The following is a 15467-nucleotide window of genomic DNA, read 5'->3' on the forward strand; positions in this document are numbered from 1 at the left end:
CATGCCTAGTCCATCGCCACGTCAACGCACTTTCAAGACCGCTTGGTTTGCAAAGGCCACGAAAAAGGCCCGCGTCAGCGATGCTGACCTATGTGAAGCAATCAAGCAGGTGATGATGGGACAGGCGGATGATCTTGGTGGGGGCGTTTACAAGAAGCGTTTGAACAACAATATGCACCGCTCGATCATACTTGCTAAAGCTGGCCGGTACTGGGTGTACGAGTATCTGTTTGCCAAGAAAGACCGCGACAACATCGAAGACAGCGAACTTGATGCGTTCCGGTCGTTGGCGAAAGGCTATGCAGGACTTAGCGAGGCGCAGCTTGAGCAATTGGTGGAGAGCACTGACTTGTCGGAGATTTGTCATGACTAAGCAAAAATTCAAGAGCGATGCCTTTGAGGCGATTCACAGCTCTGCGAGCGCCTTACTCAAGGTTGGCGCAATTGACAAGGCGACGATGAGAACCTTTGATGAGGCATGCTTGGGTACGCCCCATGAACTGGCACCGTCCGATATCAAGGCCATAAGGGAGCACAACCATGTCAGCCAGCCGGTGTTTGCTCGCTATCTGAACACGAGTGAGTCGACCGTGCAGAAGTGGGAATCAGGCGCCAAACGTCCCAGCGGAATGGCGCTCAAATTGCTTGAGGTTGTCCAGAAACATGGACTGCAAGTACTCGCTTAAGCTTCGGCTTATCGCACGCTCCAGGACTGGTATGACCCGATCAGAGACCTTCAGGGCGCGCCCAAAAAAATGGCGAGTCTGCAGGAGCAGGAAAGCACAACGGCCCAGGTAGATGCCTGGGCCGTTGTGTTCGCTACGCCAATATTTCGATTCTGACGTAAAGGCTATTGCTCGTCGATCGCTCAATTGCCCCCATTTGGTGAGCGCTTTGATGGCGAAAAACTTGCGGGTTTAAGCCAGGCGAGCCGCAACCACGTCCCAATCGACCAGCTTCCAGAACGCTTCCAGATAGTTGGGGCGGCTGTTGCGGTAGTCGATGTAGTAGGCGTGTTCCCACACATCGGCGGTCAGCAGGGCGGTGTCGGCGGTTGTCAGCGGGGTGGCGGCTGCCGAGGTGTTGACGATGTCCAGGCTGCCGTCGGCCTTTTTCACCAGCCAGGTCCAGCCCGAGCCGAAGTTGCCGGCGGCGGCGGTATTGAAGGCCTTCTTGAATTCGTCCAGCGAACCCCATTTGGCGTTGATGGCGTCGGCCAGCTTGCCGGCGGGTGCGCGGGCATCGCCGGCGGCGTTGGGCTTGAAACCCAGCCAGAAGAAGGTGTGGTTCCAGACCTGGGCGGCGTTGTTGAACAGGCCACCGGCCGGCGCCTTCTTCACGATTTCCTCAAGCGAGGCGTTCTCGTGTTCGGTGCCCTTGATCAGGTTGTTCAGGTTGGTGATATAGGTCTGGTGGTGTTTACCGTAGTGGTATTCCAGCGTTTCCTTCGACATATGCGGGGCCAGGGCATCGAGGGCGTAAGGCAGTTCGGGAAGTTTGTGTTCCATGACAGGTTCTCCATGACGTTGTAACAGGCCGTACCGTTAGAGGGTCGGCTCTTGGAATGCTGGGCGGATCATAGCGCGTGCCTTGGTCCGAGCCAATGCCGCTTGCCGCCCGGCTCGGGCAGGGAGGCACGGTTTTGCGCTATCATGCCGCGATCCTCTCTGCGAATTCATTGCCACCATGACCTGGCTCGCCCTCGTCCTTGCCCTCTTGCTCGAACAATTCCGCCCCATTGGCCGGGGCAATCTGTTTTATGGCGGATATCGCGGCTTTGCCGACGCGGTGGAACGCAATTTCAATGCCGGCGAGTACCAGCACGGCGTGGTCGGCTGGACATTGGCGGTGGCGACGCCGACCGCCATCGTCCTGCTGATCTGGGGCGGCTTGTTCCTGGTGCATTGGGCCGCCGCGTGGCTGTTCGGCTTGGCGGTGCTTTACGTCACCATGGGCTTTCGCCAGTTCAGCCCGGCATTTACCGGCGTGGCCGATGCATTGAAGGAAGACAAGCTCGACACCGCGCGCAGCCTGCTGGGTGGCTGGACGCGCGAGCCGGCCAGCGAGCTGCTGGAAACCGAGGTGGCCCGCGTGGCCATCGAACAGGGGCTGATCGACGCCTACCGGCATGTTTTCGGGCCGATGTTCTGGTTTATCGTCCTGGGTCCGGCCGGTGCCGTGGCATACCGTGCCACCACGATCCTGCAACTCAAATGGGGTGCCCGCGACCGCCGTCGCGGCGAACGCTTCGGCAACTTCGCCGACAAGGCGGCCAATCTGATCGACTGGCTGCCGATCCGGGCCACGGCGATCAGTTTTGCCATCGTCGGCGATTTCGAGGATGCCGCTTACTGCTGGCGCCAGCAGGCCGAGCGCTGGACCAGCGAAGCCTACGGCATCCTGCTGGCGGCCGGTGCCGGTGCCATCGGCGTGCGCCTGGGCATGCCGCTGCACCAGGAGCATACCGTACGCTTCAGGCCCGAACTCGGAATGGGCGAGGAAGCGGACGCCAATATGCTGGCCAGTGCGGTCGGTCTGGTTTGGCGTACCTTGCTGTTCTGGTTGATGGTGATCTTGCTGGTCACCCTGGCTGGCCACTTCGGACGTTTCACCGGCTGATCCGGCTTAAGCTTCACTTAAGCTGCCGCGAATAAGGTGTGAACCGTTGCCGGTGCGGGCGCAGGGCCCAAACCGTTGGTAACGTACACTTACCTTTGATTTGACCGGAGTTCACCATGAACAAGCTGCTTGCCGCACTGATCGCTTCCGCTTTTGCCTTTGTTTCCTTCGGTGCCGTTGCTGCCGACGCCGCTGCCCCGGCTGCAGCTCCTGCCGCCGCCGCTGCTCCAGCTGCTGAAGCCGCTGCCAAGCCCGCTGCTGAAAAGAAGGTGAAGAAGCACAAGAAGGCTGCCAAGCCTGCTGCCGAAAAGAAGGAAGAAGAAAAGAAGGAAGAAAAGAAGTCGTAATTCGACGCTTTTCGCCTGTCAAAAAGGACGACTTCGGTCGTCCTTTTTCTTATCATGGCTCCCTTACCAGGAGACATGAATGCCCAGCATCTTTTTCAACGACGGTCGCGAAATCGCTGTCGGCAATATCTTCTGCATCGGTCGCAACTACGCCGCCCACGCCGCCGAGCTGGGCAATCGCGTGGAACCCGAGCCGGTGGTCTTCCTGAAGCCGACCTCTGCCTTGCTACAAGTCGGTCAGGCCATTCAGCTACCGGATTTCTCCAGCGATGTGCACCACGAAGCCGAACTGGTGCTGGCCATTGGCCGAGGTGGCAAGCGCATTGATCGGGCAAGCGCGCTCGACCATGTTGCCGGCTACGGCATGGGTCTCGATTTGACCGCGCGCGATCTGCAGACCGCCGCCAAGCAGGGGGGCTTGCCATGGACCTTGTCGAAAGGGTTCGATGGCTCGGCCTGTGTCTCGCATTTTGTGCCGGCATCGGCCTTGCCCAAGCCGGACGAATCCAGCTTCAGCCTGGAAGTAAATGGTGAGCTTCGGCAGCGGGGCGATTGCCGTTTGATGGTCTACGACATTCCTTTTCTGATCGAATACCTGTCCACTCGCTTCAGCCTGCAAGCTGGCGATCTGATCTATACCGGCACGCCGGCCGGTGTGGCGGCCTTGCGGTCGGGTGATTCGCTGCTGCTCAAGCTGGACGGGCTGATCGAAGCGCATTTCGACGTGGCTTGACGCATGCGCCGAAAACTACGCATACAAGCCGCCTCGCGGCTGCGGGAAGATGACGAGGAACGCCGTATCCTGGCGCCAGCCGAGCCCTTGCCGCTGGGCTACAAGTACTGCGCGGTGGTCGGCATCCTGCTGTTCTGGGGATTTTTTGCGGGCTGGATGGGGCCAGGGGGGCGGGACGGCATGGAAACCGGGTTTACCTTGTTCGGGCTGTGCCAACTGCCGCTGTTGTGGCGTTGGCTGAGGGGGCAGATGCGGCGTTGGGGGTAGCGTAGTGACGGGGTGCCATCGAGTGGCTACAATCCCTATTCACTCCTCTATTCATTGGCTTATTCATTGCCATGGCTCGCCATTCCGACTCTATCCGCCAATTGCTCGGTAAAGGACCGGTGACCTCGCGCCAACTCGTTGAAAATACGGGAATTAGCCAGCCGACGGTTTCGCGTGCGCTGGCTGCGCTTGGCGATGAGGTGGTCCGAATCGGATCCGGTTCCTCTATTCGTTACGCCCTGCGGGACACGTTTCGTGGCTTCGTGTCGGCCCCGATTTTCAGCGTTAGCGATGAGGGCGGATTCGGGAGCTTGGCGCGCTCGTTCCCGTTCGTCCGGACGGGTTTGTCATGGTACAGGCCGACGGCGTGACGCTTCATGGCGACGGACTGCCGTGGTGGCTATTCGATATGCGGCCGCAGGGCTATCTGGGCCGGGCCTACGCATCGACCTATGCTGCCGGTTTCGGCTTGCCGGCAAACCCGGAGCATTGGAGCGACACAGAGGTCATCAGGGCGCTGCTTGTGCACGGCCATGATGCAATCGGCAACTTGCTGATTGGCGAGCTGGCGCGCGACCGATTTATTGGCATGCCGGCGCCGTCCCCGGTTGATAGGGCTGCGGACTATCCAGCGCTTGCGCGTGTCGCCGGCTTCGGAGAGGTTCCTGGCTCGTCTGCGGGTGGCGAGCAGCCGAAGTTCTGCGTATTTACGGAGCGCGGTCATGTGCTGGTGAAGTTTTCGGCACCGGACGATAACCCTGTCAGCGAGCGATGGCGCGACCTCCTGTTAGCCGAGCATCTGGCGCTTTCGGTGCTTGGCGTCAAAACCGAGGTTTTCGATTTCGGCGGTCAGCGATTCCTGGAAGTGCCGCGATTCGATCGCGTCGGTCAGCTAGGCCGCGTTGGCGTGTGCTCCCTACGCGCGCTCGATGCGGAATTCGTCGGGAGTGCTTCGGCACCTTGGCCGTCGCTGGTAAGCCGCCTTGCCGCTGATGGCCATGTCCATGCCGACGCCGTTACCGGCGCTGCGCTGCTTTGGGCATTCGGAACGCTTATCGGCAATACCGACATGCACGCAGGAAACCTGTCGTTTATCAGTTGTCACGGCCGACCGTATCAGCTCGCGCCGGCTTACGATGTCCTGCCCATGGGGTTTGCCCCCAGAAGTGGCGGTGCCGTCGTCGATACGCTTCCGCCGGCTTCGCTGCCTGCTTCGGTCGATGGTGAAACTTGGCGCAAGGCGCTGCATTTGGCTGAAATGTTCTTCACCATGGTCCGCGATTGCGATAGCTTCTCCGGCAGTTTCTCCCCCTGCATTGAAGCGATACGCCGGCACATTGATGAGGCGGCATTCCGCATTGCCCGGTTGGGATAAAAACTCGGCCGACAGTAGCCCCCTATATTTGCGACGTACTCGGCAAACTCGCCAGATCCCAGCGCGGCCGAATGGCAAAGGGTCCAGCCGTGCGGGCGAACTGCAGTCTTTGCGCGCCGGCAAAGGCAATCATCGCGCCATTGTCGGTGCACAGTTCCAGCGGTGGATAAAACACCTTCAGGCGCCGCTTGAGCGCCATGGCATCCAGTCCGGCGCGCAATTGCCGATTGGCGCCGACGCCGCCGGCGACCACCAGTTGTTTCAGGCCGGTCTGCTTCAGCGCGTTCCAGCATTTAGCCGTCATCAGGTCCACCACGGCGGCCTGGAATGCCGCGCAAATATCGGCGCGGGTGGCATCGCCCAGCTCGCCTTGCTTCTTGACCAGGGTCAATACCGCCGTTTTCAGGCCGGCGAAACTGAAATCCAGATCGCCCGAATGCAGCATGGGTCGCGGCAGGGTGAAGCGGCTGGCGTCGCCCAGGTCGGCCAGTCTGGATAAGGCCGGTCCACCGGGGTAGCCCAGTCCCAGCAGCTTGGCGGTCTTGTCGAAAGCTTCGCCGGCGGCATCGTCCAGTGTTTCGCCCAGCAGTTGGTAGTCACCGACCCCATGCACCGCCATCAGCTGGGTATGGCCACCCGAGACCAGCAGTGCCACGAAGGGGAAACTGGGGGCGGGCTGCGCCAGCAGCGGCGACAGCAGGTGGCCTTCCAGGTGATGGACGCCAATGACAGGCTTGTCCAGCGCGACGCCCAGGCCATTGGCAACGGCGGCGGCGGTCAGCAGTGCGCCGGCCAGGCCCGGGCCTTCGGTGTAGGCGATGGCGTCGAGATCGGCCAGTGTCTTGCCGGCATCCTGCAGGCAGGCGCGCGTCAGCGGCAACACCCGGCGGATATGGTCGCGCGAGGCCAGCTCGGGTACCACGCCACCATACTCGGCATGCATCGCCATCTGGGTATGGATATGGTGGGACAGCAGACCCTGCTCGGTGTCGTAAAGCGCGACACCGGTTTCGTCGCAGGAGGATTCAAGGCCGAGGACAAGCATGGCGGGCGATCTATCGGGAAGTTGCAGTGAGGATGGAATCAGTCCAGCGTGACGGTCAGGTCGTCGCGCTCGGTGGAGACGATATTAAGCACATCCATCACGCGCAGGAACCAGTCGCCCAGCGCCACGCGGGAGAAGCCGGCATCGTGCCAGACCAGCTCTATGGTGCCTTCGGTGTCGGTCAGCACGTCATAGACCGCGTCAAGGCTGTGGCCCATTTCATAATCCAATTCCAGTTGGCCTTCCAACTGTTCGTAGAAATCCTCGACCTGCGAAACATTGACGAACTCGATGCGGATCAGCGGCATGGTGGTATCTCGGTAAATTGCTGGTAATGATTGACGGTGATATAGCGGTGGCCATCGCGGACCGGCTCGAATACCAGCCGCTTGGGGCCACGCTTGCCGCCCCGGTAGTCGAGGTCGGCCTCTCGCCAGTTGCCGTTCGGCAGCAGGCGTTCATAGTTGCCGAAGCGGTCCCCGCCGATCGCTTTGCCCTTCAGCGCCGGAATGCTGTCCAGTGGTTTACCCGGTTGCCAGCCGGCGGCGCGGGCGGCTTGCTTGGTGACGAAGCGCTGGGGCAATTGGCCGTCGCGGTTCAGTGCGCTCAAGGTGTCGGACAGCTGCTCGATGTCGAGCTGGGCATCGAGACGCCGGCTGATTTCGGTGCTGACGCTACGGCAATCCGGTACGGCGGCCATGGCCGGCAGGGTAAGCAAGAGGGCGAACAGGAGGCGCATTGTAGGGCAGTGCGAGGGTGAGCGAGCACGAATTATCGGGTGCATGGCGAGGCCGGTCAAAGTACTTATCCCCGTACAGGCCGGTAGATAAGCGCGGAACGTACCGCTTGGCGATGGAACCTGTTCGCAAGCGTGCTTATCATAGAAGGCATGAAACTGCGCCCCCGTCCCCTAGTAGCCGCCATGCTCGCCGTACTGGCGATGAGTGTTCCCGCCAATGAACTGCCCGATCTGGGCGACTCCGCCGTCGGCGATCTGCCGCTGCATGAGGAACGGCGGATCGCCGATGAAGCCAGCCGCGAAATACGCCGTTCGGGTGATGTGCTGGATGACCCCGAGGTGGACGATTACCTGCAGCGGCTCGGCTATAAGCTGGTGGCCGCCAGCAACGACAATCGTATCAACTTCCGTTTTTTCCCCATCCGTGATGGCGATATCAATGCCTGGGCCATCCCGGGCGGCGTGATCGGCATCAATGCGGGCCTGATCGTGCTGTCGCAACACGAATCCGAATTGGCGGCCGTGATGGCGCACGAAATTGCCCATATCACCCAACATCACTACGCCCGCATGCTGGAGTCGCAGAAGGGTTCCGGCTGGTTGTCCCTGGGCACCTTGGCGCTGGCCATCCTGGCGGCCTCGCGCAGCACGGATAGCGAGGCGCCCATGGCGGCGATGGCGGCCAGCGAGGGGTTTCAGGCGCAACGCTACCTGGCATTCTCGCGCGACTTCGAGCGCGAGGCGGATCGCGCCGGCATGCAGACGCTGCAGGCGGCCGGCTTCGATATGCGCGCCATGCCCTCATTTTTTGATCGCATGCAGAAGTACTATCGCAACGTGGACAACGGCGCTTTCGCTTTTTTGCGCACACACCCGGTAACCGGCGAGCGGATCAGCGATAGCGAAGCCCGCGCCGCGAAGCAGGCTTACAAGCAATGGCCGGACAGCGCCGATTTTTTGTTGGTACGGGAGAAGCTCCGTACGCTGCAACTGGGCGCCCAGGCGGCGGTGGACTATTACCGGGGTACGACCGAACAGCGTAAATACGCCAGCGAAGCCGCCCAGCAATACGGCTATGCCAGCGCCCTGTTGTCGGCGGGCCGGACGGACGAAGCCTGGCGACACCTGGAAGCCGCCCGCAAGGCCCTGGCCGGCGGGCACCCGATGTTGGAATCGTTGGCCGGCGCCATTCGGCTGCGTCAGGAGCGCTATGACGAGGCGACGGCGATCTTCGCCCAGGCGCGCGCGCGCTTCCCCAGTGCCTGGGCGCTGGGCTACGGCGAGATCGACGTGATGTTGCGGCGCGGCCGGCCGCGCGAGGCGGTGACTTTGTTGGAGGCAGCCTTGGCCGAGCGCGGTAGCGATGCCGCGCTGCATAAAAGGTTGGCCGAGGCCTACGAGCAATTGGGCCAGCCGGGACTGGCCCACCGCGCCCAGGCCGAGTACTACGCCTTGCGGGACGAGTTGACCGCCGCCATCGAGCAGCTGAACGTGGCGCGCCGCAGTGGCGGGGATTTCTACCAGATGTCGGCTATCGAGGCGCGCATCAAGGAATTGCGCGCCCGTATGCCGGATGACCGCAAGGGCAAGCGGTCCGAGCCGGCGAAGTAATTACGCTTTCTCCGGCAACCCTGCCTTGCGACGAATGCAAGCCAGGTAGAACTCGCCATCCGGACCGCGGCCGCTGCGTTGCGCCTGCCAGATCATTTCCGCCAGGCAGTCCATCATTTCGTGCTGGGCCTGGTGCTCGTCGCCGGTCTGCAGGCAGAGGCTGCGATAGAGCTCGCCGATGCCGTGCGGTTGGTTGATCGAGAGCTGTTCCTCGATGGCCAGGTGCATATTCATATGCAGGAAGGGGTTGGTCTCGCCGAACTCCGGCAGGTAGTCGCGTTCGAGATAGCGCTCCGGCGCATCGACGATGGGGTGGTACTCGGGGTGGCGAACCAGGACGGCAAGCGCCACCTTCTCCAGGTCGGTGAGCGGGGCGGCCTGTTTCTGCTTGGCCCAGGTCTCGAACAGGAATTGGCGGGCTTGGTCGCGGGAGGGATTGAACATTGAAGCGGTCCGGCGGCTGGCGAAAGACCGACATTTTCCGCCGCCTGCCGTATTAAGCAATCAAAACAATGCCGGTTAGCGCTCGAATCAAGCCAGTTGTGCCAGCACAACGCTTTGGTGCAGCAGGCGATTGCTACCACCCAGGTGACTGATCTGGCCGTTGCCGTAGAAACCCGCGAGCGGGGTGCCGGGCCAGGCACGGGTCAAGGTCTGCCACTCCTTGTCCTGGCCGTCGTGGAGGGAAGGGCCGCGTGCCGCGCAGGCGAACATCAGGGCAGCGGCCGGGGCGGGGGCGTCGGCGATGGCACGCATTTCGGCTAGCGCGGCCGTCGCGGAGCGGCGCATCCAGGCTACCCGCTGACCGGGCAGCAAGCGCGCCGCGACCGTCACGCCGCTATCGGGATTGAGCGATACCAGCGGCCAACAGTCGAGCGGCCGGTCGTTTTCGTCCAATGTGGCCAGCGCCAGCTCGTGCAGGGCGGGCAGATGGTCGAGACTGCGGCGCAGCGTGGCGGCGGCCAGGCGGCCGTTCAGCGTCTTCAGGTCGAAACCTTCGATTTCGGTCACGACAAAGGCCGGGCTGATGGGCGCCATGCCCCGCGACAGGGCGATGTCCGAAGTGGGCAGGATCATCTCGCAGCGGCCGTCCGGGCAGATCTGGCTCTGCCGCCATACCTTGTAGGGGCCGACGCCGGTCGGATCGCCCGCCACGCCGCCGTAGCGGATCGGCTGGTCATCCAGCCAGGCCAGGTCGATGGTGTTGGGCGCGGCCAACGTCAAGCGCGGTTGCGCGGCTTGATCCCCGCTGCCGGGTAATTCGCGCAGCAGCATCACCGCGGCGGCCGGCGTATCGAGCAGCCAGTCGTCCTCGTTCATCACGCCCAGGGCGGTACAGCCGGCCACGGCGATGGTCTGCGCGGCGCGGGCCGCGGCCACCAGGGCCGGGCGCGGGTCATGGGCGAAGTCGGCGGAAAGGAAGAGCAGCACGGCAGCGGCGCGCGTGTCGCCGAGGCGGGCCAGTGCCTGCTCTACCGCGTCGCTGGCCAGGTGTGGCGCGGCGCGGCTGGCGTGGGCAAGGCCGGAGGCATAGGATATGGACATAAGCGCATTATCCGTCATCCCCGCCGGCTTCGTGTGGGGCAGGCTATGATGCAGGTTCAAATTCAGCCACGAGGTATGACATGTCCGCACCGATCTACGATTTCTCCGCCAAGCGCCTGGATGGATCGCCGGAATCCCTGGAGGCCTACCGTGGCAAGGTGCTATTGATCGTCAACACGGCCAGCGAGTGTGGCTTTACGCCGCAATTCGCCGGTCTGGAGAAGCTCTACCAGGACTATGCCGACAAGGGCTTTGCGGTGCTGGGCTTCCCCTGCAACCAGTTCGGCGGGCAAGAGCCCGGCGACGGCGAGCAGATCGGCGCCTTCTGCCAGAAGAACTACGGGGTGGATTTCCCCATGTTCGACAAGATCGAAGTGAATGGCGATGGAACCCATCCGCTCTACCAGTATCTCAAGTCGTCGGCCAAGGGCCTGCTGGGGACCGAAGCGATCAAATGGAACTTCACCAAGTTCCTGGTCGACCGCGAGGGCTGCGTGGTGGACCGGTTCGCCCCCACCACCAAGCCCGAAGAGTTGGCCGGCAAGATATCGGCCCTGCTTTGAAGCGGGGCCGGGCAGCGGGATAAACGTCTCCCGGATGGGCTTGAAAGCTTATATAGGCGGAGCGTGGGTTCTGTCATTGTCCGGGAGGGCGATTTCAGCTAGAATTCGCCCCGAAAATCACGGAATTATTGAGGGAACGGGATAGGCGCGCCTATCCCGTTTCTCACGTCTAGGAGTCGCTGGTGTCTCAACAACGTCCCAAAGCCTTGCTCGCCCTTGCCGATGGCACGCTGTTCCATGGCAGCAGCATCGGCGCGCATGGTCATACCGTCGGCGAGGTGGTGTTCAACACCGCCCTGACCGGTTATCAGGAAATCCTGACCGATCCGTCCTACTGCAAACAGATCGTTACGCTGACCTATCCCCACATCGGCAATGTCGGTGTGAATCGGGAGGACGCGGAATCGAACGGTGTGTTCGCGGCCGGCCTGATCATTCGCGATCTGCCGCTGCGTGCATCCAACTTCCGCATGGAAGAAACGCTGGACGCCTACCTGGTGCGTACCGGCACGGTCGCCATCGCGGATATCGATACCCGCCGGCTCACCCGCATCCTGCGTGAAAAGGGCGCCCAGTCCGGTTGCATCGTGGCCGGCCCGGATGCGCTCGACGTCGATCGGGCGATCGCCCTGGCGCGCGGTTTTGGTTCCATGGCCGGGCAGGACCTGGCCAAGGTGGTCAGTACCAAGACCGCCTATCCCTGGACCACCGGCGAGTGGAAGCTGGGCGAAGGCCATGTAAGCCAGGGCGAAGCCCGCTTCCATGTGGTCGCCTATGACTTCGGCGTCAAGCACAACATCCTGCGCATGCTGGCCGAGCGCGGCTGCAAGCTGACCGTGGTGCCGGCCGAAACCTCGGCCGAGGACGTGCTCAAGCTGAATCCCGATGGCGTCTTCCTCAGCAATGGCCCTGGCGATCCCGAGCCTTGCGAATACGCGATTACCGCCATCCGCCGCTTCCTGGAACAGAAGTTGCCGGTGTTCGGCATCTGCCTGGGCCACCAGTTGCTCGGCCTTGCGGTCGGCGGCAAGACCAGCAAGATGAAATTCGGCCACCATGGCGCCAACCACCCGGTACAGGATCTGGACGACAAGCGCGTCCTGATCACCAGCCAGAACCATGGCTTCCAGGTTGACGAAAGCAGTTTGCCGGCCAACGTGCGCATCACCCACCGCTCGCTGTTCGACGGTACCGTCCAGGGCATCGCCCTGACCGACCGTCCGGCCTTCAGCTTCCAGGGTCACCCGGAAGCCAGCCCGGGCCCGCACGATGTCGCCTATTTGTTCGATCGCTTTACCGCCGCCATGGCGCAACACCAGCAATAAGGACACGCCATGCCACGTCGCACAGACCTAAACAGCATTCTCATCATCGGCGCCGGCCCCATCATCATCGGCCAGGCCTGCGAATTCGACTATTCCGGCGCACAGGCCTGCAAGGCCCTGCGCGAGGAAGGCTACAAGGTCATCCTGGTCAACAGCAATCCGGCCACCATCATGACCGACCCGGAAATGGCCGATGTGACCTATATCGAGCCCATCACCTGGGAAGTGGTCGCCAAGATCATCGAGAAGGAGCGTCCTTGCGCCATCCTGCCGACCATGGGTGGACAGACCGCGCTCAATTGCGCGCTGGACCTGTGGCACAACGGCGTGCTGGAGAAGTTCGACGTGGAGCTGATCGGCGCCACGCCGGAAGCCATCGACAAGGCGGAAGACCGGCAGAAGTTCAAGCTGGCCATGGACAAGATCGGCCTGGGGTCGGCCCGCTCCGGTATTGCCCACAGCCTGGAAGATGCCTTGGCGGTCCAGAGCTCGCTGGGCTTCCCCGCCATTATCCGCCCCAGCTTTACCATGGGCGGCACCGGCGGCGGCATTGCCTACAATATCGAGGAATTCGTCGAGATCTGTACCCGCGGACTCGATCTCTCGCCTACCCATGAGCTGTTGATCGAAGAGTCGCTGCTGGGTTGGAAAGAGTACGAGATGGAAGTCGTGCGCGACCGCAACGACAACTGCATCATCGTCTGCTCGATCGAGAATTTCGATCCCATGGGCGTGCATACCGGCGACTCGATCACGGTCGCGCCGGCCCAGACGCTGACCGACAAGGAATACCAGATCATGCGCAATGCCTCGCTGGCAGTGCTGCGTGAAATCGGTGTCGATACCGGTGGTTCGAATGTGCAGTTCTCGGTCAATCCGGTGGATGGCCGGCTGATCGTCATCGAGATGAACCCACGGGTCTCGCGTTCCTCCGCGCTGGCCTCCAAGGCGACCGGCTTCCCGATTGCCAAGGTCGCGGCCAAGTTGGCGGTGGGCTATACCCTGGACGAGCTGAAGAACGATATCACCGGTGGCTTGACCCCCGCATCGTTCGAGCCCTCCATCGATTACGTGGTTACAAAGATTCCGCGTTTCGCCTTCGAGAAGTTCCCCCAGGCAAACAGCCGCCTGACCACCCAGATGAAGTCGGTCGGCGAAGTGATGGCCATCGGCCGTACCTTGCAGGAATCCATGCAGAAGGCCCTGCGCGGCCTGGAAACCGGCCTGGCGGGCTTCGACGAGCGTACTACCGATATGGACGTGCTGGCCGCCGAGTTGGGCGCGCCGGGACCGGAGCGCATCCTCTACGTCGCCGATGCCTTCCGCGTCGGCATGAGCCTGGATGAAGTTTTCAGCCACACCAAGATCGACCCATGGTTCCTGGCGCAGATCGAAGACATCGTACTCGACGAAAAGGCCTTGGCCGGCCGCGCGCTCGATAGCCTGGATGCGGATGAGATGCGCCGCCTCAAGCGCAAGGGTTTCTCCGACCGTCGCCTGGGTACCCTGGTCGGCGCAGAAGCGGCCGCCGTCAGGGCGCGTCGCCATGGCTTCGGCATCCGCCCTGTGTACAAGCGGGTGGATACCTGTGCGGCCGAATTCGCTACCAATACCGCCTATATGTACTCGACCTATGAGGAAGAGTGCGAAGCGGCGCCTAGCCAGCGCAAGAAGATCATGATCCTGGGCGGCGGTCCGAACCGGATCGGCCAAGGCATCGAGTTCGACTATTGCTGTGTACACGCGGCGCTGGCCCTGCGCGAGGATGGCTACGAGACCATCATGGTCAACTGCAATCCGGAAACCGTTTCCACCGATTACGATATTTCCGACCGCCTGTACTTCGAACCGCTGACCCTGGAAGACGTGCTCGAAATCGTGCATGTCGAGAAGCCGGACGGCGTCATCGTGCAATACGGCGGCCAGACTCCGCTGAAGTTGGCGCGCGCCCTGGAAGCCAATGGCGTGCCCATCATCGGCACCAGCCCCGATATGATCGATGCTGCGGAAGATCGCGAGCGCTTCCAGAAGCTGCTGCAGGAGTTGGGTCTGCGCCAGCCGCCGAATGCCACGGCACGCAATGAAAAGGATGCCCTGGTGCTGGCCGCCGAGATCGGCTACCCGCTGGTGGTGCGCCCTTCCTACGTGCTGGGCGGCCGTGCCATGCAGATCGTCCATTCGGAAGAAGACCTGAGCCGTTATATGCGCGAGGCGGTCAAGGTTTCGAACGACAGCCCGGTGTTGCTCGACCGTTTCCTCAACGACGCCATCGAAGTCGATGTGGATGCCTTGTGCGACGGTACGAATGTGGTGCTTGGCGGCATCATGGAGCACATCGAACAGGCCGGCGTGCATTCGGGCGACTCCGCCTGTTCGCTGCCGCCGTATTCGCTCAGCGATGCCATGCAGGACGAATTGCGCCGCCAGACCGTGGCGATGGCGCGGGCCCTGAAGGTGATCGGCTTGATGAACGTGCAGTTCGCCATCCAGGGCGAGACGGTGTTTGTCCTGGAAGTCAATCCGCGCGCCTCGCGTACGGTACCTTACGTCTCCAAGGCCACCAGCCGTCCCCTGGCCAAGGTCGCCGCCCGTTGCATGGCCGGTCAATCCTTGCCGTCGCAAGGCGTGACCAGCGAGATCATTCCGAGTTACTACTCGGTCAAGGAAGCCGTCTTCCCCTTTATCAAGTTCCCGGGCGTGGACAGCATTCTCGGTCCGGAGATGAAATCGACTGGTGAAGTGATGGGCGTCGGTGATACCTTCGCGGAGGCCTATGTAAAAAGCCAGCTGGGTGCCGGTGAGAAGCTGCCGACCACGGGCAAGGTATTTCTGTCCGTGCGCGATGGCGACAAGTCGGTGCTGCCCGAGCTGGGCCGCATGCTGGTCGATGCGGGCCTGGAGCTGGTCGCTACCCGCGGCACGGCAGCCAGGCTGCAGGAAGCCGGCGTGCCGGTGGTCGCGGTGAACAAGGTCAAGGAAGGCCGCCCGCATATCGTGGACATGATCAAGAACGGCGAAATCGCGCTGATCATCAATACGGTTGACGAGCGCCGCGCCTCGATTCAGGATTCCTACTCGATCCGCTTCGAAGCGTTGAAGGGCCGGGTCCCCATCTACACCACGGTGGCCGGTGGCCGCGCCGCCGCATATGGCATCAAGCATATGAAGGAGTGGACGGTCTACTCGGTGCAGGATCTGCACAAGCGCTTGAAAATCGCCTGAGCCCCCTTTTTTCATCGGCCGCGCGCGCTGCGCCGGCATGTGCCCCGACGGCTGGTCCGTCGGGTTTGTTTTTGAC

The 15467-nt window shown here is 62.2% G+C and carries 18 protein-coding genes; 12 read left to right on the forward strand and 6 right to left on the reverse strand.

All coding sequences use genetic code 11. The features are described 5' to 3' along the window. Position 1: 1 nt before the first annotated feature. The gene (locus FNU76_RS15370; protein WP_144279011.1) at positions 2-373 is read left to right on the forward strand and encodes a type II toxin-antitoxin system RelE/ParE family toxin; all 372 of its coding nucleotides are present in this window, start codon (positions 2-4) and stop codon (positions 371-373) included. Then, positions 366-686 carry a helix-turn-helix domain-containing protein gene (locus FNU76_RS15375; RefSeq protein WP_144279012.1) on the forward strand — a complete coding sequence of 107 codons (321 nt, stop codon included), beginning with the start codon at positions 366-368 and terminating at the stop codon, positions 684-686. The genes FNU76_RS15370 and FNU76_RS15375 overlap by 8 nt, the downstream gene beginning before the upstream one ends. Positions 687-917: 231 nt before the next feature. Here the strand turns inward: FNU76_RS15375 and FNU76_RS15380 are convergent, their stop codons facing one another. Next, positions 918-1508 carry a superoxide dismutase gene (locus tag FNU76_RS15380; protein ID WP_144279013.1) on the reverse strand — a complete coding sequence of 197 codons (591 nt, stop codon included), beginning with the start codon at positions 1506-1508 and terminating at the stop codon, positions 918-920. 178 nt (positions 1509-1686) lie between these two features. On the opposite strand from FNU76_RS15380, the gene FNU76_RS15385 reads away from it, so the two are divergent. The 6 genes from FNU76_RS15385 to yjjJ all read left to right on the forward strand — a co-directional run bounded on the left by FNU76_RS15385 (position 1687) and on the right by yjjJ (position 5341). After that, the gene (locus FNU76_RS15385) at positions 1687-2619 is read left to right on the forward strand and encodes a CobD/CbiB family protein (RefSeq protein WP_144279014.1); all 933 of its coding nucleotides are present in this window, start codon (positions 1687-1689) and stop codon (positions 2617-2619) included. A gap of 116 nt (positions 2620-2735) precedes the next feature. Continuing rightward, positions 2736-2966 (forward strand): hypothetical protein, encoded by a 231-nt coding sequence (locus FNU76_RS15390; protein WP_144279015.1) that lies wholly within the window; start codon positions 2736-2738, stop codon positions 2964-2966. 79 nt (positions 2967-3045) lie between these two features. Further along, positions 3046-3699, forward strand: a complete 654-nt coding sequence (locus FNU76_RS15395; RefSeq protein WP_144279016.1) for a fumarylacetoacetate hydrolase family protein — start codon at positions 3046-3048, stop codon at positions 3697-3699. Positions 3700-3702: 3 nt separating this feature from the next. Continuing rightward, complete coding sequence (locus tag FNU76_RS15400) at positions 3703-3966, forward strand: hypothetical protein (RefSeq protein ID WP_144279017.1); 264 nt, start codon at positions 3703-3705, stop codon at positions 3964-3966. Positions 3967-4037: 71 nt separating this feature from the next. Further along, entirely contained in the window at positions 4038-4337 is a 300-nt protein-coding gene (locus FNU76_RS25250; protein WP_223879041.1) for an ArsR family transcriptional regulator, read from the forward strand. Continuing rightward, on the forward strand, positions 4316-5341 hold the full coding sequence (gene yjjJ, locus FNU76_RS15405) for a type II toxin-antitoxin system HipA family toxin YjjJ (protein WP_263405625.1): 1026 nt from the start codon (positions 4316-4318) through the stop codon (positions 5339-5341). The genes FNU76_RS25250 and yjjJ overlap by 22 nt, the downstream gene beginning before the upstream one ends. Positions 5342-5363: 22 nt before the next feature. On the opposite strand, the gene tsaD is transcribed toward yjjJ, so the two are convergent. Genes tsaD through FNU76_RS15420 form a run of 3 tightly spaced genes read right to left on the reverse strand, consistent with a single transcriptional unit; the run spans position 5364 to position 7125 of the window. Further along, entirely contained in the window at positions 5364-6386 is a 1023-nt protein-coding gene (gene tsaD, locus FNU76_RS15410) for a tRNA (adenosine(37)-N6)-threonylcarbamoyltransferase complex transferase subunit TsaD (protein WP_144279018.1), read from the reverse strand. Between the two features lie 38 nt (positions 6387-6424). Beyond that, complete coding sequence (locus tag FNU76_RS15415; RefSeq protein ID WP_144279019.1) at positions 6425-6694, reverse strand: barstar family protein; 270 nt, start codon at positions 6692-6694, stop codon at positions 6425-6427. Next, positions 6685-7125, reverse strand: a complete 441-nt coding sequence (locus FNU76_RS15420; RefSeq protein WP_144279020.1) for a ribonuclease domain-containing protein — start codon at positions 7123-7125, stop codon at positions 6685-6687. The genes FNU76_RS15415 and FNU76_RS15420 overlap by 10 nt, the downstream gene beginning before the upstream one ends. A 150-nt stretch (positions 7126-7275) precedes the next feature. On the opposite strand from FNU76_RS15420, the gene FNU76_RS15425 reads away from it, so the two are divergent. Further along, the gene (locus FNU76_RS15425; RefSeq protein WP_144279021.1) at positions 7276-8736 is read left to right on the forward strand and encodes a M48 family metalloprotease; all 1461 of its coding nucleotides are present in this window, start codon (positions 7276-7278) and stop codon (positions 8734-8736) included. Here FNU76_RS15425 and FNU76_RS15430 read toward each other — a convergent pair whose 3' ends face one another. Further along, a complete protein-coding gene (locus FNU76_RS15430) occupies positions 8737-9180 on the reverse strand; it encodes a DUF1841 family protein (protein ID WP_144279022.1) in 444 nt (147 codons plus the stop codon). 87 nt (positions 9181-9267) lie between these two features. Continuing rightward, positions 9268-10281, reverse strand: coding sequence for an FIST C-terminal domain-containing protein (locus FNU76_RS15435; protein ID WP_179958136.1), 1014 nt, complete (start codon positions 10279-10281; stop codon positions 9268-9270). An 80-nt stretch (positions 10282-10361) separates the two neighbouring features. Here FNU76_RS15435 and FNU76_RS15440 point away from each other — a divergent pair, with 80 nt between their 5' ends. The 3 genes from FNU76_RS15440 (at position 10362) to carB (ending at position 15391) form a co-directional block, all read left to right on the forward strand. After that, the gene (locus tag FNU76_RS15440; RefSeq protein ID WP_144279024.1) at positions 10362-10844 is read left to right on the forward strand and encodes a glutathione peroxidase; all 483 of its coding nucleotides are present in this window, start codon (positions 10362-10364) and stop codon (positions 10842-10844) included. A gap of 182 nt (positions 10845-11026) precedes the next feature. Continuing rightward, positions 11027-12169 carry a glutamine-hydrolyzing carbamoyl-phosphate synthase small subunit gene (carA, locus tag FNU76_RS15445; RefSeq protein WP_144279025.1) on the forward strand — a complete coding sequence of 381 codons (1143 nt, stop codon included), beginning with the start codon at positions 11027-11029 and terminating at the stop codon, positions 12167-12169. A gap of 9 nt (positions 12170-12178) precedes the next feature. Further along, complete coding sequence (gene carB, locus FNU76_RS15450; RefSeq protein ID WP_144279026.1) at positions 12179-15391, forward strand: carbamoyl-phosphate synthase large subunit; 3213 nt, start codon at positions 12179-12181, stop codon at positions 15389-15391. Positions 15392-15467: the final 76 nt, after the last annotated feature.

Origin of the sequence: Chitinimonas arctica, from assembly GCF_007431345.1 — a bacterium.
GTDB lineage: Bacteria > Pseudomonadota > Gammaproteobacteria > Burkholderiales > Chitinimonadaceae > Chitinimonas > Chitinimonas arctica.